The following is a 20,338-nucleotide window of genomic DNA, read 5'->3' on the forward strand; positions in this document are numbered from 1 at the left end:
ATCGACCGAGACCCCTGACCATGCCGCAATCCAAAGCCAAGAATCTGTCCCTGATCGCCGCAATCGACCTGGGCTCCAACAGTTTTCACATGGTCGTGGCCAAGGCCCAGAACGGCGAGATCCGTATTCTCGAGCGTCTCGGGGAGAAGGTTCAGCTGGCCGCCGGCATCGACGAAGAGCGCCACCTCAACGAAGAATCGATGCAACGCGGGCTAGATTGCCTCAAGCGTTTCGCCCAACTGATCAGCGGTATGCCCACCGGCGCCGTGCGAATCGTGGGCACCAACGCCTTGCGTGAAGCCCGCAACCGCGCCGAATTCATCCGTCGCGCCGAAGAAATTCTCGGCCACCCGGTGGAAGTCATTTCCGGTCGTGAAGAAGCGCGCCTGATCTATCTCGGCGTGTCCCACACCCTCGCCGATACCCCGGGCAAGCGCCTGGTGGCCGACATCGGTGGCGGCAGTACCGAGTTCATCATTGGCCAGCGCTTCGAACCGCTGCTGCGCGAAAGCCTGCAGATGGGTTGCGTCAGCTACACCCAGCGCTATTTCAAGGACGGCAAGATCACCCCGGCCCGTTACGCCCAGGCGTACACGGCAGCACGGCTGGAGATCATGAGCATCGAGCATGCCCTGCATCGCCTGACCTGGGATGAAGCCATCGGCTCCTCGGGCACCATCCGCGCCATCGGCCTGGCGCTGAAGGCTGGCGGCTACGGCACCGGGGAGGTCAACGCCGAGGGCCTGGCCTGGCTCAAGCGCAAACTGATCAAGCTGGGCGACGTCGAAAAAATCGATTTCGAAGGTATCAAGCCGGATCGCCGGGCGATTTTCCCGGCCGGCCTGGCGATCCTCGAAGCGATCTTCGACTCCCTGGAACTGCAACGCATGGATCACTGCGAAGGTGCCCTACGCGAAGGCGTGCTCTATGACCTGCTGGGCCGCCATCATCACGAAGACGTGCGCGAACGCACCCTCACTTCGCTGATGGAGCGCTACCACGTCGACCAGGAACAGGCGGTACGGGTCGAGCGCAAGGCGCTGCATGCGTTCGATCAGGTGGCCGCGGACTGGGATCTGGAAGACGGCGTCTGGCGCGAACTGCTCGGCTGGGCGGCCAAGGTCCATGAAGTTGGCCTGGACATCGCTCACTACCAGTACCACAAGCACGGCGCCTACCTGATCGAGCATTCGGACCTCGCCGGGTTCTCCCGCGAAGACCAGTTGATGCTCGCGCTGTTGGTACGCGGTCACCGACGCAACATTCCCAAGGACAAGTTCGCCGATTTCGGCGATGACGGCATCAAGCTGATTCGCCTGTGCGTACTGCTGCGCTTTGCGATCCTGTTCCACCACATCCGTGGCACCCAGCAAATGCCCCAGGTGGAACTGAATGCCTATGGCAACAGCCTGGAAGTGGTGTTCCCGGAGAACTGGCTGGACGAAAACCAACTGACCCAAGCCGACTTCGAAATCGAAGCGCAATGGCTGACCCGGGTCGACATCGTGTTGAGCGCTCGCTGAAATTGAAAAAAGGCCTTCTTCGGAAGGCCTTTTTTTGTATGCGATTCTGCAAACGCCACTATCCCCTGTGGGAGCGAGCTTGCTCGCGATGGGGGATGGTCAATCAATACATCGTTGCCTGACACACCGTCATCGCGAGCAAGCTCGCTCCCACAGGTTGCAGTCGTTACCGGACGGCCAGGATCGGACTGCCCAAACGCTCCAGCAATGTCGCCTGGGCGCTGCGCGGGTTCTGGTTGCCGGTCGGAGTGTTACGGATGTAACGGCCGTCCGACTGCAGGCTCCAACTGTGGGTGTTATCGGTCAGATACAACTCCAGTTCTTTCTTGACCCGCATGATCAGCTTCTTGCCCTCCACCGGGAAGCAAGTCTCGACGCGCTTGTCGAGGTTGCGTTCCATCCAGTCGGCACTGGACAGGAACATCTGCTCGTCGCCACCGTTGAGGAAATAGAAGACCCGGGTGTGTTCCAGGAAGCGGCCGATGATCGAACGCACGTGGATGTTGTGGGAAACCCCGGCGATGCCCGGTCGCAGGCAGCACATGCCACGCACCACCAGATCGATGCGCACGCCCGACTGGCTGGCCTTGTACAGTGCGCGGATGATCTTCGGATCGGTCAGCGAGTTGAACTTGGCAATGATGTGCGCCGGTTTGCCGTCGAGGGCGAACTGGGTTTCGCGGGCAATCATGTCGAGCATGCCCTTTTTCAGGGTGAACGGCGCGTGCAGCAGTTTCTTCATGCGCAGCGTCTTACCCATGCCGATCAACTGGCTGAACAGTTTGCCGACGTCTTCGCACAAGGCGTCGTCGGAAGTCAGCAGGCTGTAATCGGTATACAGGCGGGCGTTGCCGGCGTGGTAGTTACCCGTACCGAGGTGCGCATAACGCACGATTTCACCCGCTTCGCGCCGCAAAATCAGCATCATCTTGGCGTGGGTCTTGAAGCCGACCACACCATAGATCACCACCGCACCGGCCGCTTGCAGACGGCTGGCCAGTTGCAGGTTGGACTCTTCGTCGAACCGTGCGCGCAGTTCGATCACCGCGGTGACCTCTTTGCCGTTACGCGCCGCATCCACCAGCGCATCGACGATTTCCGAGTTCGCGCCGGAGCGGTACAGGGTCTGGCGCACCGCCAGCACGTGCGGGTCCTTGGCGGCCTGGCGCAGCAGGTCGACCACCGGAGTGAACGACTCGAACGGGTGCAGCAACAGGATGTCCTGCTTGCTGATCACGCTGAAAATGTTCTCGCTGTTCTGCAGCAGTTTTGGAATCTGCGGGGTGAACGGCAGGTATTGCAGCTCGCGCTGGCTGTCCAGGCCGGTAATGCTGAACAGCCGCGTCAGGTTCACCGGACCGTTGACCTGATACAACTCCGTCTCGCTCAGGTTGAATTGCTTGAGCAGGTAGTCGGACAGGTGTTTCGGGCAGGTGTCGGCCACTTCCAGACGCACCGCATCGCCATAGCGACGGGAGAACAGTTCGCCGCGCAAGGCACGGGCCAGGTCTTCGACGTCTTCGGAGTCCAGCGCCAGGTCGGCGTTACGGGTCAGGCGGAACTGGTAGCAACCCTTGACCTTCATCCCCTGGAACAGGTCATCGGCGTGGGCGTGGATCATCGACGACAGGAATACATAGTTGTCGCCGGCGCCGCCGACTTCTTCCGGCACCTTGATGATGCGCGGCAACAGGCGTGGCGCCGGGATGATCGCCAGACCGGAATCGCGGCCAAAGGCGTCGATGCCTTCGAGCTCGACGATGAAGTTCAGGCTCTTGTTCACCAGCAACGGGAACGGGTGCGTCGGGTCCAGGCCGATCGGGGTGATGATCGGCGCGATCTCGTCACGGAAATAGCGACGGACCCAGGTCTTGAGCTTGGCCGTCCAGTTACGGCGACGGATGAAGCGGACCTGATGCTTTTCCAGTTCCGGCAACAGTATGTCGTTGAGGATCGCGTACTGGCGATCGACGTGACCATGGACCAGTTCGCTGATGCGGGCCAGGGCCTGATGCGGTTGCAGACCATCCGCGCCGGCCTGTTCACGGGCGAAGGTGATCTGCTTCTTGAGGCCGGCGACACGAATTTCGAAGAACTCGTCCAGGTTGCTGGAGAAGATCAACAGAAACTTCAGCCGTTCCAGCAATGGATAGGACTCGTCCAGCGCCTGCTCCAGCACGCGGATGTTGAACTGCAGTTGCGAGAGCTCGCGGTGGATGTACAGGCTGCTGTCATCCAGGCCGGGAATGGCCAGCGCTGGCGCCGGCGCTGTCACGGCGGTTTCGACGACCGCCGCGGGCGGAGCTGGCTCCAGCTCCGGCGGGGTCTCGTCGACTTGCTCCACCACAGGCTGAGCGTCTTTTACGGCAACTTCAGTGAGCACTTCGGTATTCATCGAATGTTCCTGGGAGGGCTATTTTTGCTCTCGTAACAATTGAGCGGCACGAACGGCGAAATACGTCAGGATGCCATCAGCCCCTGCACGTTTGAAAGCGGTCAGGGACTCGAGGATAACCCCTTCGCTCAACCAGCCATTCTGGATCGCCGCCATGTGCATGGCGTATTCGCCGCTGACTTGATAAACAAAAGTCGGCACTTTGAATTCTTCTTTTACCCGGCACAGGATGTCCAGGTACGGCATGCCTGGCTTGACCATGACCATGTCTGCACCTTCTGACAAGTCCGCCGCCACTTCGTGCAGGGCTTCGTTGCTGTTGGCCGGGTCCATCTGATAGGAGGCCTTGTTGGCCTTGCCCAGATTCAGCGCCGAACCGACCGCATCACGGAACGGGCCGTAATAGGCACTGGCGTACTTGGCCGAGTAGGCCATGATCCGCACGTTGACGTGACCGGCCACTTCGAGAGCTTCGCGGATCGCCTGGATGCGACCGTCCATCATGTCCGATGGGGCCACGACCTGAGCGCCGGCCTCAGCGTGGGACAGGGCTTGCCTGACCAGTGCGTCGACGGTGATGTCGTTCTGCACGTAGCCTTCTTCATCAAGAATGCCGTCCTGGCCGTGGGTGGTGAACGGGTCCAGGGCAACGTCGGTGATCACGCCCAGCTCCGGGAATTGCGCACGCAGCGCACGGGTCGCGCGTTGGGCGATGCCTTCGGGGTTCCACGCCTCGGCTGCGTCCAGCGACTTGAGTTCCGCTGGTGTCACCGGGAACAGCGCAAGCGCCGGAATCCCCAACTCGACCCACTTGGCCGCTTCTTCCAGCAACAGGTCGATGGTCAGGCGTTCGACGCCCGGCATCGAAGCCACCGCTTCGCGACGGTTTTCGCCGTCCAGAACGAACACCGGCAGGATCAGGTCATCGACGGTCAGGACGTTTTCACGGACCAGACGACGCGAGAAGTCGTCACGACGATTGCGGCGCAGGCGGGTTGCAGGGAACAAACGGTTGGCGGGGGTAAAGCTCACGGCAGACTCCTGAGCCCGCGCTTACGGGCGAGCGTGACAGTTATAAGCGGCCATTATGACGAACGTATTACAGTTGTGTGCACCCCTGTGACAGGTAGCCGCATTCCATTGTCGTTGTAGGAAATGTTCACGTCGAGACACATTTGGACACTTTCCTGAATGTGTCCGAAGGGTTAGGCTGCGCGTTCATTTCGCCAGCACCCAGACAATGCTCCAACAATTTCTGCATGACTTCGGCTACTTTGCCCTTTTTCTAGGCACGTTCTTCGAAGGCGAAACCATCCTGGTACTCGCGGGCTTCCTCGCGTTCCGTGGATACATGGACATCAACCTGGTGGTGGTCGTGGCCTTCTTCGGCAGCTATGCCGGCGACCAACTTTGGTATTTCCTGGGACGCAAACACGGCCGCAAGCTCCTGGCGCGCAAACCCCGCTGGCAGATGATGGGTGACCGGGCGCTGGAACATATTCGCAAGCATCCGGACATCTGGGTATTGAGCTTCCGCTTCGTCTACGGTTTGCGCACGGTCATGCCGGTGGCCATCGGGCTGTCGGGCTATCCGCCGGGCCGGTACCTGTTGCTCAACGGCATTGGCGCAGCGATCTGGGCCACAGCCCTGGCAGCGGCCGCGTACCATTTCGGTGCGGTGCTCGAAGGCATGCTCGGCAGTGTGAAGAAGTATGAACTCTGGGTGCTCGGTGCGCTGCTGGTCCTGGGCTTCGTGCTGTGGCTGCGTCGGCGCTTCAAGAATGCCCGCCTGGCCAAGCAGGTCTACGCCGACGAACAAGCCCTGAAGGCCGAACGAACCAAAGCCGAAGGCCCTACTACGCCAGCCGAGTGATGCGGTTTCTGCAACAGTAGAGACCGATGCCGCTCAACAGACTGTAACTGAACAGGCCGACCCAGCCCACGGCGCTGGCCGGCCACAGCCCCACCATCGGGGCCAGCCATACCAATGGCAGATTCGACGCCAGCCGCACCAGCTCCAGCTTCAACGCCCACGGGCGATTCTCCAGAGCCACGCCCAGCACAAACAGACCGAACGCCACCGCTCCCCAGCCCAACGCCAGGGCGACGACGGACAGCTTCGGCTCAAGATTCATCAAGCAACTGCCCAGCGCGATATAGACGCAGAACTGCAGGAGGACGTAGAGCTGCTGACGCCCGCCCAGCGCCACCTCGAATTTGCGAAACTGGCTCAGGTCCGGCTTGTTCATCGGGTATCTGGCAGCTACCTCCGCCGGGCGCCAGCCGGTGCGCATGAACCAGATCCGCAGCTTGTCCCAGGTGCTTTCGGCACGACGCGCATCTGCCCACAACTGCGCGTAGAACTGCACGTTCGCCCACACGGGGTTCCAGCTCGCCAGTGGCGTGGTCACGCCGAAGATCACCGGCTCGTTGTCGTCTTCTTCCTGGAACGAGCCGAACAGACGGTCCCAAATAATGAACACGCCGCCGTAGTTGCGATCCATGTAGAGAGCATTCTGTGCATGGTGAGCCCGATGATTGGACGGCGTGACAAAGAACCATTCGAACCAGCCAAGCTTGGGAATGTGCCGCGTGTGCACCCAGAACTGGTACAGCAGGTTCAGCGCCGCGACGCTGACGAACACCAGCAGCGGCACGCCGGACACCGCCATCGGCAGATAGAAGATCCAGCCCAGCAGGAAGCCGGTACTGGTCTGGCGCAAGGCCGTGGACAGGTTGTAGTCCTCGCTCTGGTGATGCACCGAATGGGCGGCCCAGAGGATGTTGCGCTCGTGACCCATGCGATGCAGCCAGTAGTAGCAGAAATCGTAGAAGACAAAGGCAAACACCCAGGTCCAGATGCTGTCGGCCGACAACTCGAACAACGCCAAGTGCTTGAGGGCAAAGGCGTAGGTCACCAGCCCCACCCCCTTGGTCAACAGCCCCGTGGTGGTCGACAGCACGCCGGTGCTGATGCTGTTGATCGCGTCTGCCACCCGATAATTGCTCACCCCGCGCCAACGGTCGGCCAGCAGCTCGGCGGCGATCAGCACAAAGAAAAACGGCACCGCATACAGAATGAAGTCCATGACGCGCCCTGATCGGAATCTTGAGGACAGATGCTATGTGCAGCCGTGAATTAACCCTATGGCAACGCAGGACAAATTAGTGGACATTTAACGCCATGAATCTGGAGAAAAGCCCATGAGCAAAAAAGTTGCAGTGATCCTTTCCGGTTGTGGCGTGTACGACGGCGCCGAGCTCCACGAGAGCGTCATCACCCTGCTGCGCCTGGACCAGCGCGGGGCCCAGGTGCAGTGTTTCGCACCTGACATCGCGCAGTTGCATGTGATCAACCACCTGACCGGCGAAGAAATGCCCGAATCGCGCAACGTGCTGGTGGAGTCGGCGCGGATTGCCCGGGGCAACATCAAGGATATCCGAGACGCGAACGTCGATGAGTTCGATGCGCTGATCGTGCCCGGCGGCTTCGGCTCGGCCAAGAACCTGTCCAGCTTCGCCATCGAAGGCGCCGCCTGCACCGTTCAACCGGATGTCCTGGCACTGACCGAAGCCTTTGCCGAGGCCGGCAAACCGGTGGGGTTGATGTGCATCTCCCCTGCCCTGGCGGCAAAGATCTACGGCCCTGGCGTCACCTGCACCATAGGCAACGACACCGACACGGCAGCTGCGATGAACAAGATGGGCGCGACCCATACCGATTGCGCGGTCAGTGACATCGTCGAGGACAAGGCGCGCAAACTGGTGAGCACACCGGCTTACATGCTGGCGCAATCGATCAGTGAAGCGGCTTCAGGCATCAACAAACTGGTAGACCGGGTACTGGAACTGACCCACGAAAACGACGCCTGACACCCTCCAAAACTGTGGGAGCGAGCTTGCTCGCGATGGGGCCAGCACATTCAACATCGATGTTGTCTGTAAGTCCGCTATCGCGAGCAAGCTCGCTCCCACAGGGTTCGCCACTGGTCTTAAGAACTGCGTGCCAAACGTGTGAGAATCCGGTCCAGCGCATTGGCAAACGCCTGCTTCTCACGGTCGCCAAACGGCGCTGGCCCTCCGCCCATTTGCCCTTGTTCGCGCAAATCGGTGAACAGGTTGCGAACCGCCAGCCGCTCGCCCATGTTCTGCGCATCAAACTCCTTGCCCCGTGGGTCGAGCGCTGCCACGCCCTTCTTCACCAGACGATCGGCAAGCGGCACATCGCTGCAGATCACCAGCTCACCAGGCACCGCGTGTTCCACCAGGTAGTCATCGGCCGCATCCGGGCCGCTCGGCACCACGATCAGCTTGACCAGTGCCAGCCCCGGCTTGGTCTGCGGCTGCCCGGCCACCAGCACCACTTCGAACTGGCGCTTGAGAGCGAACTTCACCACCAGATCCTTGGCTGCCCGAGGACAGGCGTCGGCATCGATCCACACACGCATTGAATTTTCCTCTGTTGAAAAGCATCGCGGGCAAGCCACGCTCCCACAGGTTAACGCGAAACCTGTGGGAGCGTGGCTTGCCCGCGAAAGTGAGCGAAGCGAATGCCGTTTAAGAAAGCTGCACCCGCTGCCTCTCAACCACCCGGCTACGACCGTACAACACAACAATCGAAATGATCGCCACAGCCTGGGCGCTCAACGAATAGGCATCGGCATGGATCCCCAGCCATTCAAAGTCAAAGAACGGCACCGGCCGCGTACCGAAGATCCCGGCTTCCTGCAGCGCTTTCACGCCATGCCCGGCAAACACCACCGACAAGGCGCACAAAAGACCGGCGTTGATGCTGAAGAACAACGCCAGCGGCAACTTCGCCGAACCGCGCAAAATCACCCAGGCCAGGCCGACCAGCAGCACCACCGCCGTGGCACCACCGGCCAGCACCGCGTTGTGCCCCGCGGGACCTGCCTGCAACCACAGGGTTTCGTAGAACAGGATCACTTCGAACAGTTCGCGATACACCGAGAAAAACGCCAGGGTCGCAAAACCGAAGCGCCCGCCACCGCCCACCAGGCTGGTCTTGATGTAATCCTGCCAGGCCGCGGCGTGACGACGGTCATGCATCCACACGCCCAGCCACAGCACCATGACGCTGGCAAACAGCGCCGTCGCACCTTCCAGCAATTCGCGTTGTGAACCACTGACATCAATCACATAGGCTGCCAGCGCCCAGGTGCCCAGCCCCGCCACAAACGCCAGGCCCCAGCCGACGTTAACGCTGCGCACCGCCGCCTGTTGATCCGTGTTACGCAGGAAAGCAAGGATCGCCGCCAGCACCAGAATCGCTTCCAGACCTTCGCGCAGCAGAATCAGCAGGCCGGAAATGTAACTCAGCGACCAGCTCAAACCCTCGTTGCCCAACAGGCCGGCCGATGCCTTCAACTTGTCCTTGGCCACGTCCAGGCGCTGCTCGACCTCGCTCACCGGCAAGCCGTCCTGCAACGACTGACGGTAGGCCATCAGGGATTTTTCAGTGTCTTTACGCACGTTGGCGTCAATGTTATCCAGCGAGCTCTCAACCAGCTCGAAGCCTTCCAGATACGCTGCTACCGATAAGTCATAAGCCTGATCATGCTCACCGGCACGATACGCCGCGATGCTCTTGTCCAAAGTGGCCGCAGTGTAGTCGAGCAGTTGCGCCGGGCCACGCTTGACCTGTGGCGGCTGCGCCCGCTGGGCACGGAAGGTCGCGGCGGCTTGCGGGCCTTCGACAGCCTGTACTTCGGCCGGGGTCTGACGAGCGAGGTCGGCGATGTTGTAGGTCTTTTCAGCCTTGGCCGTGGCCGGGTCGACACTGAAGCTGGCGATATAGGTGGCCAGGTCCCAACGCTGACGATCATCCAGTTGATCGGCAAAGGCCGGCATGTCAGTCCCTTCGACCCCCAGGCCCAGGGTGCTGTAGATCGCGTAGAGGCTCAGTCGGTCCAGTCGTGTGGTATCACGCAGATTGGATGGCGGCGGCGCCATGCCGACACCTGCCGGGCCGTCGCCGGCCCCTGTATCGCCATGGCAGACCGAGCAATGCTGAGCGTACAGCGGCGCACCACGCACCGGGTCCGGCGTAATGACCGGGGCCTGACTGACTTCATAGGCCACGGCCAGCTTCGCACCCAGTTGCCGGGCCTGGCGCGCGACGTCGGCGCCGTCCTGATGGGCGTCAATGGAGTTTCCCAGCGCGGCCAGGCTTTGCTCCAGAGCGGCTTTTTCCGGCTTGGCCGGCATGACTGCAATCAGACGTCCCAGCGTCTTGACCGAGTCTTGCTGCACGCGAAATCCGGCCTGGTCCGTGATGCTGCCCGCCTGCACCGTGTCCGGGTAATCCGCGCCGATGTAATCGAGCAAGTGCAGCGCCTGCGGCGCACCTTCGGCGGGAGCGGCCAGTAGCTGAAAACTGCACGCAGCCAACAGCGGCAGCAACAGCCAGGCCAGGAAACGGGAGGGGGCAATCATGAATGAATCTCAATTGGAAATACGAAGTTACATATTGTTAACGCCAGACGGGTTTCGCTCAAGCTTTGTTGATATCTCTTCGTAATTGCATCAGTTTCGAGAGCGGCTCATCCAATCAAAAAAGGCGACCTCCAGGGTCGCCTTTTTTGTACATCGCCGTTTTACACAGCAGCTTTGCGCAACGTCGCCATGAACGCCGCCGCCCCGATGAACAGCCCGGCAAAGGTCCGGTTCATGCGCTTTTGCTGTTTCGGTGTGCGCAACAGACGCAGCACTTTGGACGCCAGACCGGTGTAGCCGGCCATGACGATCAGGTCGACGCAAACCATGGTCACACCGATTATCAGATACTGAATCAGCAGTGGCGCATGGGGGTCGATGAACTGCGGCAGCACCGCCAGCATGAACACCAGCGCCTTGGGGTTGCTGATGTTCACCAGAAAACCACGGAACACCAGGGCCATCGGCTTGCCGATCTGGCGCAGCGCCGCGTCATCGCTCATATCGCTGGGCAGCGCACGCCATTGCTTGATCGCGAGGTAAACCAGATACGCCACGCCAAACCATTTGATGGCGTAGAAGGCCGTGGCCGACGCCGTGAGAATGGCGCCGACACCGGCGCCGACGATGGCGATCTGCATAGCCAGGCCCAGTTGCAAGCCCAGGGCGTTCCAGTAGCCGCGCCAGAAACCGTATTGCAAGCCGCTGGACATCGACGCAATGGCGCCGGCACCGGGGGACAGGCTGATCACCCAGCAGGCGGCAAAAAACGCCAGCCATGTTTGAAGCTCCATTGCACACCTCGACTCAGACTCGTGACAGATGTCTAAGCTAATGCGGCTTTGATTGGATGACTACCGATTTTTTGTAGGACATGACGACTGCTGACCAGCGTGCTCGGCGTTATGACCCCTTCGCGAGCAAGCCCGCTCCCACACTGGATCTACGCTGCTCACAAAGTTTTGTGTCCACCGAAGAGCAAATGTGGGAGCGGGCTTGCTCGCGAAGGCAATCTATCAGACAGCAGAAGGCTTACTTTTCAAACCCGCTGGAAGGAAACACATCCGTCCCGCGCCAGCGCCGCACCGAACGCTGGAAGAACAAACTGTTGGGCACCTGCACCATGGCGCTGCCAGTGCCGAGTTCTTCGGCCTCGATCAGCGTGGTGTAAAGAAGATTGATCGCCACCACCCGGCCTTTGACACCGGGCTTGTCGGTGGTGTCCACCAACTCGACTACGTCACCTATGCGAAACGGGCCGACGGTAAAGATCAGGATCGCGCACAGCAGGTTCGAGAGCACGCTCCACATGGCGAAAAACGCCACCGCCGCGACTGCGACGAAACCGGACAACGCGGTCCAGAGCACCGTGGCCGAAACACCGAGGCGTTCCAGCACGAAAATCAATGCACTGCCCATGATGAGCCAGCGCAGGCCACCGCGCAGCGGCATCAGCAACTGCGGCGGAAACGGATAGCGCTCGCCGAGACGGGTCAGGCATTTGGCGACGAAACGCTGGGCGATGTATCCGGCCAGCAGGATCAGCAGGATTTGCACGCCGAGCCAGATCGGCTCGACCCACACCGCCGGCAGCGGCAGCTTGAAGGCGTCCATCAGGACAGCTCCTCCAGCTCCGCCTGCATGTTTTCCAGCAACTCCAGGGCTTCCATCCAGGCTTCTTCCAGCTCCGCCTCACGCACCTTCAGCTTGGCCTGTTCGGCCAGCAGATCCCGCAATTCGTTCTTGCGCGCCGGCTCGTAGATGTCGCTGTCGCCGAGGCTGGCATCGATCTTCGCCAGCTTTTCGTGGAGCTTGCCGAGTTCGGCTTCAAGCTTGTCAGCTTCGCGCTTGTGCGGCGCCAGTTGCTGACGCAACGCAGCAGCGGCCTGACGCTGGGCTTTCTTGTCGGTCTTGTCCGGGTTGACCGGCGTGTTGCTGACCGGTGCGTTGCGCTGGCGATACTCCACCAGCCAGCGGGTGTAGTCCTCCAGGTCGCCGTCGAATTCCTCGACCTTGCCGTCCGCCACCAGATAGAAATTGTCGGTGGTGCTTTTGAGCAAGTGGCGATCGTGAGAGACCACCAATACCGCACCACTGAATTCCTGCAGGGCCATGGTCAGCGCCAGACGCATTTCCAGGTCCAGGTGGTTGGTCGGTTCGTCGAGCAGCAACAGGTTCGGTCGGTCCCAGGCGATCAAGGCCAACGCCAGGCGCGCCTTTTCGCCACCGGAGAAATTCAGTACCGGCTCGTCGATTCGCGCACCACGGAAGTCGAACCCGCCGAGGAAGTCGCGCAGGGTCTGCTCACGCTCGGTCGGTGCCAGGCGTTGCAGGTGCAGCAACGGGCTGGCCTTGGAGTCCAGCGAATCCAGCTGATGCTGGGCGAAGTAACCGACAACGGTGTTCTCGCCACGGGTCAAGCGGCCGGCCAATGGCGAGAGCTCACCGGCAAGGTTCTTGATCAGGGTCGATTTACCGGCGCCATTCGGGCCGAGCAGACCGATTCGCGCACCCGGGGTCAGTTGCAGCTTGACCTTCTCCAGCACGGCCTTGTCGCCGTAACCCAGGCGGGCATCGGACAGGTCGATCAGCGGGCTGGAAATCTTCTGCGATTCACGGAAGACAAAGTCGAATGGCGAATCGACGTGGGCAGCGGTCAGCTCTTCCATCCGCTCCAGTGCCTTGATCCGGCTCTGGGCCTGACGGGCCTTGGTAGCCTGGGCCTTGAAGCGGGCGATGTAGCTTTCCATGTGCGCACGTTGCACCTGCTGCTTCTCGTACGCCTGCTGTTGCTGGGCCAGGCGTTCGGCACGGGCACGCTCGAAAGCGCTGTAGCCACCGCGGTACAGGGTGATCTTGCGCTGATCGACGTGGGCCACGTGGTCGACCACGGCATCGAGGAAGTCCCGGTCGTGGGAAATCAGCATCAAGGTGCCGGGATAACTCTTGAGCCACTCTTCGAGCCAGATGATGGCGTCGAGGTCCAGGTGGTTGGTCGGTTCGTCGAGCAGCAGCAGGTCCGATGGGCACATCAAGGCCTGCGCCAGGTTCAGGCGCATCCGCCAGCCACCGGAGAAATCCCCGACCTGGCGATCCATCTGCTCGTTGGTGAATCCAAGCCCGGCCAGCAGCTTGCGCGCCCGGGCATCGGCGGTGTAACCGTCGGCGCTGTCGAGTTCCGAGTGCAGTCGGGCCTGAGCGGCACCGTCATGGGCCGCTTCGGCTGCCGCCAGGTCGCGTTGCACCTGGCGCAGGCGCAGGTCGCCATCGAGCACGTAGTCGACCGCCAGGCGTTCGAGGGTGTCGACCTCCTGGCGCATGTGGGCGATACGCCAGTCGGCCGGCAGGAAGCAATCACCCGAGTCCGGGTGCAGCTCACCCCGAAGCAAGGCGAACAGGCTCGATTTGCCAGCGCCGTTGGCACCGATGAGGCCGGCTTTCTGGCCGGCGTGCAGAGTCAGCTCGGCGTCTTCTAGCAGACGTTGCGGGCCACGCTGTAAAGTCAGGTTCTGAAGTCGAATCATAATGGCGGCGGAGTCTACCAGCTTCGCTCGCAACTGGCGCGAGTAGCACTATGTCCTCTGACCTGTGGAGCTTTTCCCTAAGTACTTATGCACAGCCCGGCGTTGAACCCGCATGCCTGCAATTGCAGTCGGCGGGCATCAATGTGTGCTTGCTCCTCTGCGGACTGTGGCTGGGAGAACGTGGCGTCGCCTTTAACGAACACCGATTGCAGCAACTGCGTAGCGTGGCCGAGCCGTGGGACGCAGACGTGGTGCGACCGTTGCGAGCCTTGCGGGTGAATTGGAAAGTCGTTGCCGCCGACGATGGCGAACTGAATGCTTTGCGCGAGCAAGTGAAGGCACTCGAACTGGAAGCCGAGCGACATCTGTTGGTACGACTGGAACGAACGGCGTTGAGTTGGCCGCAAGGTGAGGCGACCGATCTATCGGCCTGGCTCAATGGTGTGGCGGCAGGCGCCGCCCACCTGGACCGCGACGCGCTGCATCAGCTGCGCGTCGCGGTAACCGGCACTTAGGAAGCGCTGGTTGGGGTGGTTGCTGCGATCGATGCGGCGGCCGGCGTTGGCGCTGGCGTGCCTGTCGAGGTGGCTGCTGCTAAAGCAGACGGTGCACCCGGAGCCGGATTGGCTGGCTTGGCAACTGGCGCGGCGGCCGGCTTGGCGGCAACAGGTTTCACTGCTGGTTTTGCAGCTGGTTTTGCAGCTGGCTTCGCCGCCGCTGGCTTGGCAGCGGGCTTGGCGGTGGCCGGTTTGGCAGCAGCGGCTGGTTTAGCCGCAGCAGGTTTAGCCGCAGCAGGTTTGGCTGCCGGTTTAGCGGCTGGTTTAGCGGCCGGCTTGGCCGCTGCTTTTACAGCGGGTTTGGCCGCAGTTTTCGCAGCTGGTTTTGCAGCGGTTTTAGCCGCGACAGATTTGGCGGCCGGCTTCGCAGCAGGTTTCGCTGCTGCAGTTTTGGCTGCTGGTTTTGCTGCGGGTTTAGCGGCTGGTTTTGCAGCCGGTTTCGCGGCGGCGGTTTTAGCCACGGCTGGTTTGGCAGCAGCGGCTCTTGCAGCGGTAGGTCGTGCGGCGGCTGGTTTGGCAGCCGTGGTTTTAGCCGCAGGTTTTGCAGCGCTGGCAGCAGCTGGTTTTCTCGCAGCCGGTTTGGCTGCAGGTTTGGCTGCGGCAGTTTTAGCTGCTGGCTTGGCAGCTGCAGGTTTTGCGGCAGGTTTGGCCGGTGCTTTTGCAGCAGCCGGTTTGGCAGCGGCTTTCTTCGCAGGTGCCGCAGCAGGCTTGGCCGCACGCAAGGACAACACCTTGCCGACAGCCTCTTGTACACGACCGACGCCCTGGGCCAGTTTCAGGCTTTCCTGAGCATCGCGCTTGAGTTGCAGAATGTAGCCGCGGGTTTCCGATTGACGATCCTTGAGGGCATCGAGCAGCTCCTCAAGATCGGCCACTGCGCCCTTGGCCTTGGCTTGTGCCTTGGCTTTTCCGGCCGCCGCAGCGTCCTGCAATTTGGTGCGGGATTTGTGCAGTTTTTCTTGCGCTTTTCCGCGCTGCTTTTCCAGCTTGGCGAGCAGTTTTTCAGCATCAGCCAAGGCTTCGGAACAAGCGGTTTCCAGATGCTCGAGCAGGCTGCTCGAGAGTTGTTGGAGCAAGTGCAACGGAGTGTTTACTGGCTTCTTGGTGGCCGACATGGTTTACCTCCTGGCTGAAGTGAGTGCGGCTCATACTAGACCTCTGCTGCAACCGCCGCTAGGGCATGTTGACACTATCGAAAGCGCTGTGTTGCAAAGGATTGAAAAACTTCTGCCTCGGCGCAAAAGCAGTTCACCGTTGCGCGCATTCTCGCTGGCATAATCGCCCGCAATTCAGGTCGGAGAGTGCCCATGTCGCGCTACCTTTTTTTATCGCTGTGCGTGTTTTTTTCGGTGGCCCAAGCCGGCGAAACAACGCAGGAAAATGAAGCCCACGATCTCGCTTACAGCCTGGGTGCAAGCCTTGGCGAACGCTTGCGCCAGGAGGTTCCCGACCTGCAACTCCAGGCATTGGTCGAAGGATTGCAGCAAGCCTATCAGGGCAAACCGCTGGCGCTGAAGGACGAGCAGATCCAACAGATACTGACCGAGCATGAAGCCCGCATCGCCATGCAGTCCGACGAGCCGCAAAGCGAAATGGCACTGGAAAAAGAACAGCGTTTTCTCGCCACAGAAAAAGCCAGGCCCGGCGTACGCGAACTGGCTGATGGCGTGTTGCTGACCGAGTTGACGCCAGGTACCGGCGCCAAGGCCGGACCGAACGGCAAGGTGCAGGTGCTGTACATCGGTCGATTGCCCGACGGCACTGTGTTCGATCAGAACAGTCAGCCGCAGTGGTTCAGTCTCGACAGCGTGATCGCCGGATGGCGCAGTGCGCTGCAAAACATGCCGGTCGGGGCGAAATGGCGACTGGTGATTCCATCGGCTCAGGCCTATGGCGCCGACGGTGCCGGTGACGTGATCGCACCATTCACACCACTGGTGTTCGAAGTCGAACTGCGCGGCGCCACCAGCTGACGATGCAAACGAAAAACGGCGTGCCTTGGCACGCCGTTTCCGGATCTTGCAGAGAAGTGCTTCAGGCCTGAACCGAGTCGGCTTCCTTGTGGGCGGTGTGCAGCACTTCGATCAGGCAGTCTTCCAGTTCAAAGCGCTCGTGCAATAGTCCGCCGAGTGTCTTGAACTCTTCGGCGACACACTTACCTGCGTCACACAGGTCATTGAAGGCGAGCAGCTTTTCGGTGATGACGTCGATCCGCGGGTAGATGGTCTCGGCGAGCTCCAGGCCACGCTTGTCGTTGAAGGCCTTGGCCTCCCCCGTCAGCTGCTCGTAGATCTCGAAGTGCCCGGCCGATACATAATCGACCAGCACGCCGCAGAATTCCTGCAAGGGCTTGCGGTTCTCACCCAGCGCCTCAGGCTTTGCGCCGAGCGCGTCATAGGCCCCGATCAGTTCGTGTCGTTCCTGCAACCAGCGATCGATCAGCAGGTGCACTCCGCCCCAGCGTTCCTGAGCATTCTGACAACTTTCGAGCATGGTGATCTCTCTTCCCTTGTGGGTCAGCTGCTCTATGCCCGCTCGCCTCTTGTAACGTCGGTGGGCGGTCAGGCAGAGCGTCATCGAGCAACATAATTCCAATGACACGTGCGGGCCAGATTATGCCCGCACGACACTGGCTTCAAGGTACGCAGGCGATAAAGTTCATACAAGTGTTTAATCACCCGCAAAGGCCCGGTGCGACGACTCGCCGCTGAGTGGTCGCTGATAGCCGGTCCAGACCAGTCGCAGCGACTGGTAAACGGCCAGAATCATCATTGCGACGAAGAGCAGCAGGCTCCACTCGGTGAGACTCAGATCGAACAGCGTCCAGGAAATTTCCACACAATCGGCAGCGCCATTGAACATTTGCTGTACGACCGAAAGCCACGGAGAGTTGGCCAACAGGTCCGCCAGATGAGTCGAGCACGCCGCTACCTGTTCCGCAGGAAGGCTTTGCAGCAGGACCTGTCGCCATGCAGTGACAGTGCCGGCCAGGCTGCAACAAAGACTGAACAGCCAATAGAGAACGTTTCCGATGCGACCGGGGCCATGGACCGAAGCCATCAGGCAGACGCCGGTAAGGAGCGCCAGGCAAAACCGCTGCACAAGACACAAGCCACAAGGCCGCAGGCCGACTGCATATTCCAAGTAGTAGGAAACACCCATCGCCAGGGCACCCGCAATGAAAGCCATGAAAAACAAGGAGCGTGAGCAGGCCAAAGACATGGCTTTTCCGTAAAAGTAGTGACAGACCATTACGGTAGAGGAAAGCGCGACAGCCTTTCAAGGCAAGTGCCCACAGAGACTTCAGCGCAGGTGTAGGGAAATCCCGACGCAGGCGAGAGGATAAAATGTAGTCCTCTGTAGGACTTTGTCTGCGATGAAATTTCGCGACTGAATTTCAACTAATCATCGCACTGCGGCGAGGGTGATTGCTCCCTCGTCGCAGGTCATCGCTCAGGCGCCGGAGCCCGGTGCCTGCGAGTGGGTCAAGCGCCGACTGGCGTTGGCAGAGGGGCCGCGAGCAAGCGCTCATCCAACAACCCCAGGCCTTCCTGAAACAGCTGGTTGCTGCGCTCGGCATCGCCCATTTGCGCCAGCAAGCGTGCCAGCTCGGCACAGGCTTCCGGATTGCGCTGTACACGCAGGCTGCTTTCCAGATAGTCCCGGGCCTTGCCCCACAAACTGTTTTGCAGGCATAGACGACCCAGTGTCAGCAGCAGGCCCGGATCGGCCGGATGCTCCTTGAGCCAGCCTTCGGCTGCCTGCAGCTGGCGGGCCGGATCATTGCCGCGAACCAGTCCGTAGAGACGTGCCAGATGACTGTCGTAGCTGCGCTTGATCGCGGTGCGCAGCACTTCTTCAGCCTCGACCTGAGCCCCCAGTTGCCGCAACTGCTCGGCATACGCCAGCACCAGTTGCGGCTCCTGACGCTGTGCCGAAGTCAGTTGCTGCCAGGCACGTTCCAGCGATTGCAGCCCCACCGTTCCGTCTTCTTCCCGTTGCGCCGCCAGGGACAGGTTCGCCCCCCAGGCCCGACGCTCCAGCTCGGCGAGCTCCGCCGCCGGCAGGATTTTGTCCTTGCGCAGCTCCGGCAGCAGGCGAATCACTGCCGACCAGTCACCACGCTGCTGAAGCAGGCGCTGCAATTGACGCAGGGTCTGTGCGTTATGAGGATGGCGTTCACGCATGGCTTGCAGGGTGGCCAGGGCGCCTGCGGTATCACCGCGATCGGTCTGTAACTGGGCGTGGCTCAAGGCGATCGCCAACTCGGCCTGGGGCTGACGCTCGAGGGCGCGCTCCAGCAAGTTGTCGCTTTCTTCGTGATTGCCGAGTTCGTTCGCTGCACGGGCAGCGCCGAGGTAGTAAAGCAGCGGCTGACGCTCGGCTTCGGCAGCCCGATGCAAGTGACGCTGCGCGCTGGCCCAGCGACCCTCGGCCAGGTCCAGTTGACCGTGCTCGATCGCCACCTGCACTCGACGGCTGCGGTTACGCCGTGACCACGGATTGACCACGCCACTGGAAGCCATCACCAGTTCGACCAGCGACCTGATGCCCCAGATCACCAGCCAGAGCACAGCCACCAGCGCCAAAGTAGCCCACAGGCTCGACTCATAACGGAAGGTCTTGTAGGCAATCAACACGTAGCCGGAATGCTCGGCAATCGCCAGCCCCAGCGCAGCGGCAGCGGCGATCACGAGGAACACGATCACATAGAGGCGTCTCATGGCGTGGCCTCCGGCGCGGCGCTCGCGGCAGGCCTGACCAGTGGCTTGACCGAATCCTCGGCGTTGACGTTGCGCCGTTCCAGATACCCCTGCACCGCGCTCAGGGTGCCGGTCATATCCGGCGTGACGACGGTGACAGGTTGCACGCTCAACTCGGCCACCTGTTCAAGCATGACTTTGCTTTGTGCGTTGTCCGGATTGAAGTTGCCCTTGAGGATGTCCCGCGCCTCGTCCAGCACTTGGGAGTAAACCGCCGGCTGGCCATTGAGTGCGGCCCACTGTGCCTGCTCCAGCGCCAGACTCAGGGCCAGGCGTACCTGGCTCAGGCTCTGGCCGGCCAGCAATGGGCGAACGTTCTTGTCGGCATTGAAGTCGATGCGGATGTAGCGCGAAATCTGGTCCCACCATTGCGCCCAGCGACTGGCACCGTCGCCATCGGCAGTCAGGCCCAGCAGCGAATCGCCACGGTCCTTGTACTCCGGTGCCAGTTCGGTGAGGCTGGCCACTTGATCGCGCAGTGCGCCCAGACGCAGAAACAACCCGGTGCGGTCCGGTTGTTCGGTGCTGCGCAAGGCGATCAGGGTCTTGGCCACCTGCTCGCGAGCGGCAAAGGAGCCCGGATCGTTTTGCTCACGCAGTATCTCGTCGGCACCCTGGACCAGTGCCTGGGCACTGCTGATGTCCTGCAAGGCGGACAGTCGCAGGCTGGCCAGACGCAGCAGGTGCTCGGCCTCGGCCAGACGCCAGTCTTTGCGGCTGGCACCGAGAACGGTTTCCAGCCGCTGGTTCAACCGCTGCTGATCACCTTGCAGCTGAATCACCAGACGACTGCGTGCTTCCAGTTCATCGGCGGGAGGCAATTGCGCCAGGCGTGCGCTCAGGCGCTCCTCGTTGAGCTTGAGGTTTTGCGCCTGGTCATTCAGCGCCTGCACCTGGCTCAGTTGCTGCTGATTATTGGCCTGCAGGTGACGCACCTGCCAGACACCCCAACCGCCCACCGCTACACCGGCCGCGCCCAACAGCAGCGCGATGATTGCCAGACCATTGCCTCGACGCTGCTCGGCAGCTGGCGGCGGCGACATTTCATCAACAGGTGCATCAACAGGTGCATCAAGCACCGGTCGCGAGTCATCTTTAGGCAAGGCTGTTTCGCTCACGT

18 protein-coding genes are annotated in these 20,338 nt (G+C 61.2%); 5 read left to right on the plus strand and 13 right to left on the minus strand.

The features are described from left to right. Positions 1 to 20: 20 nt before the first annotated feature. The gene (gene ppx / locus KGB20_RS08615; protein ID WP_154860917.1) at positions 21 to 1,523 is read left to right on the plus strand and encodes an exopolyphosphatase; all 1,503 of its coding nucleotides are present in this window, start codon (positions 21 to 23) and stop codon (positions 1,521 to 1,523) included. Between the two features lie 166 nt (positions 1,524 to 1,689). On the opposite strand, the gene ppk1 is transcribed toward ppx, so the two are convergent. Both ppk1 and hemB read right to left on the minus strand, forming a co-directional pair. Continuing rightward, complete coding sequence (gene ppk1 / locus KGB20_RS08620) at positions 1,690 to 3,918, minus strand: polyphosphate kinase 1 (RefSeq protein ID WP_150813728.1); 2,229 nt, start codon at positions 3,916 to 3,918, stop codon at positions 1,690 to 1,692. 18 nt (positions 3,919 to 3,936) lie between these two features. Next, on the minus strand, positions 3,937 to 4,950 hold the full coding sequence (gene hemB, locus KGB20_RS08625) for a porphobilinogen synthase (RefSeq protein ID WP_008015467.1): 1,014 nt from the start codon (positions 4,948 to 4,950) through the stop codon (positions 3,937 to 3,939). 208 nt (positions 4,951 to 5,158) lie between these two features. Between hemB and KGB20_RS08630 the strand changes: the two genes are divergently transcribed. Further along, positions 5,159 to 5,791: a DedA family protein gene (locus KGB20_RS08630; RefSeq protein ID WP_057712806.1), complete on the plus strand. Its 633-nt coding sequence runs from the start codon at positions 5,159 to 5,161 to the stop codon at positions 5,789 to 5,791. Here KGB20_RS08630 and KGB20_RS08635 read toward each other — a convergent pair. Continuing rightward, entirely contained in the window at positions 5,775 to 7,007 is a 1,233-nt protein-coding gene (locus KGB20_RS08635) for a sterol desaturase family protein (RefSeq protein ID WP_154909836.1), read from the minus strand. The genes KGB20_RS08630 and KGB20_RS08635 overlap by 17 nt on opposite strands. A 115-nt stretch (positions 7,008 to 7,122) precedes the next feature. Here KGB20_RS08635 and elbB point away from each other — a divergent pair, with 115 nt between their 5' ends. Next, complete coding sequence (gene elbB, locus KGB20_RS08640) at positions 7,123 to 7,791, plus strand: isoprenoid biosynthesis glyoxalase ElbB (protein WP_057712804.1); 669 nt, start codon at positions 7,123 to 7,125, stop codon at positions 7,789 to 7,791. Positions 7,792 to 7,910: 119 nt separating this feature from the next. Here elbB and KGB20_RS08645 read toward each other — a convergent pair whose 3' ends face one another. The 5 genes from KGB20_RS08645 to KGB20_RS08665 all read right to left on the minus strand — a co-directional run bounded on the left by KGB20_RS08645 (position 7,911) and on the right by KGB20_RS08665 (position 13,898). Beyond that, positions 7,911 to 8,366, minus strand: a complete 456-nt coding sequence (locus KGB20_RS08645; protein ID WP_090452091.1) for a YaiI/YqxD family protein — start codon at positions 8,364 to 8,366, stop codon at positions 7,911 to 7,913. Positions 8,367 to 8,475: 109 nt separating this feature from the next. Beyond that, complete coding sequence (locus tag KGB20_RS08650) at positions 8,476 to 10,374, minus strand: cytochrome c/FTR1 family iron permease (protein WP_154909835.1); 1,899 nt, start codon at positions 10,372 to 10,374, stop codon at positions 8,476 to 8,478. Between the two features lie 161 nt (positions 10,375 to 10,535). Then, the gene (gene rhtB / locus KGB20_RS08655; protein WP_154909833.1) at positions 10,536 to 11,168 is read right to left on the minus strand and encodes a homoserine/homoserine lactone efflux protein; all 633 of its coding nucleotides are present in this window, start codon (positions 11,166 to 11,168) and stop codon (positions 10,536 to 10,538) included. A 238-nt stretch (positions 11,169 to 11,406) separates the two neighbouring features. Then, the gene (locus KGB20_RS08660) at positions 11,407 to 11,988 is read right to left on the minus strand and encodes a mechanosensitive ion channel family protein (RefSeq protein ID WP_150813724.1); all 582 of its coding nucleotides are present in this window, start codon (positions 11,986 to 11,988) and stop codon (positions 11,407 to 11,409) included. Next, positions 11,988 to 13,898, minus strand: a complete 1,911-nt coding sequence (locus KGB20_RS08665; RefSeq protein WP_090452095.1) for an ATP-binding cassette domain-containing protein — start codon at positions 13,896 to 13,898, stop codon at positions 11,988 to 11,990. The genes KGB20_RS08660 and KGB20_RS08665 overlap by 1 nt, the downstream gene beginning before the upstream one ends. Positions 13,899 to 13,948: 50 nt before the next feature. Here KGB20_RS08665 and KGB20_RS08670 point away from each other — a divergent pair, with 50 nt between their 5' ends. After that, positions 13,949 to 14,413, plus strand: a complete 465-nt coding sequence (locus KGB20_RS08670) for a TIGR02444 family protein (protein WP_150814553.1) — start codon at positions 13,949 to 13,951, stop codon at positions 14,411 to 14,413. Here the strand turns inward: KGB20_RS08670 and KGB20_RS08675 are convergent. Then, positions 14,410 to 15,570: an AlgP family protein gene (locus tag KGB20_RS08675; RefSeq protein WP_154909831.1), complete on the minus strand. Its 1,161-nt coding sequence runs from the start codon at positions 15,568 to 15,570 to the stop codon at positions 14,410 to 14,412. The two genes, KGB20_RS08670 and KGB20_RS08675, sit on opposite strands and share 4 nt — an antisense overlap. Before the next feature lie 192 nt (positions 15,571 to 15,762). Here KGB20_RS08675 and KGB20_RS08680 point away from each other — a divergent pair, with 192 nt between their 5' ends. Then, positions 15,763 to 16,428, plus strand: coding sequence for an FKBP-type peptidyl-prolyl cis-trans isomerase (locus KGB20_RS08680; protein WP_102669349.1), 666 nt, complete (start codon positions 15,763 to 15,765; stop codon positions 16,426 to 16,428). A gap of 61 nt (positions 16,429 to 16,489) precedes the next feature. On the opposite strand, the gene KGB20_RS08685 is transcribed toward KGB20_RS08680, so the two are convergent. From KGB20_RS08685 to KGB20_RS08700, 4 genes are all read right to left on the minus strand, one after another. Then, on the minus strand, positions 16,490 to 16,948 hold the full coding sequence (locus KGB20_RS08685; RefSeq protein WP_057712794.1) for an Rsd/AlgQ family anti-sigma factor: 459 nt from the start codon (positions 16,946 to 16,948) through the stop codon (positions 16,490 to 16,492). Positions 16,949 to 17,125: 177 nt separating this feature from the next. Continuing rightward, positions 17,126 to 17,677, minus strand: coding sequence for a disulfide bond formation protein B (locus tag KGB20_RS08690; protein ID WP_154909829.1), 552 nt, complete (start codon positions 17,675 to 17,677; stop codon positions 17,126 to 17,128). A 263-nt stretch (positions 17,678 to 17,940) separates the two neighbouring features. Beyond that, entirely contained in the window at positions 17,941 to 19,179 is a 1,239-nt protein-coding gene (locus KGB20_RS08695; RefSeq protein ID WP_154860912.1) for a heme biosynthesis protein HemY, read from the minus strand. After that, a complete protein-coding gene (locus KGB20_RS08700; protein WP_154860911.1) occupies positions 19,176 to 20,336 on the minus strand; it encodes a uroporphyrinogen-III C-methyltransferase in 1,161 nt (386 codons plus the stop codon). The genes KGB20_RS08695 and KGB20_RS08700 overlap by 4 nt, the downstream gene beginning before the upstream one ends. Positions 20,337 to 20,338 lie beyond the last annotated feature (2 nt).

The sequence above is a fragment of the Pseudomonas sp. BF-R-30 genome (genome assembly GCF_019956175.1).
Classification (GTDB): Bacteria; Pseudomonadota; Gammaproteobacteria; order Pseudomonadales; family Pseudomonadaceae; genus Aquipseudomonas; species Aquipseudomonas jessenii.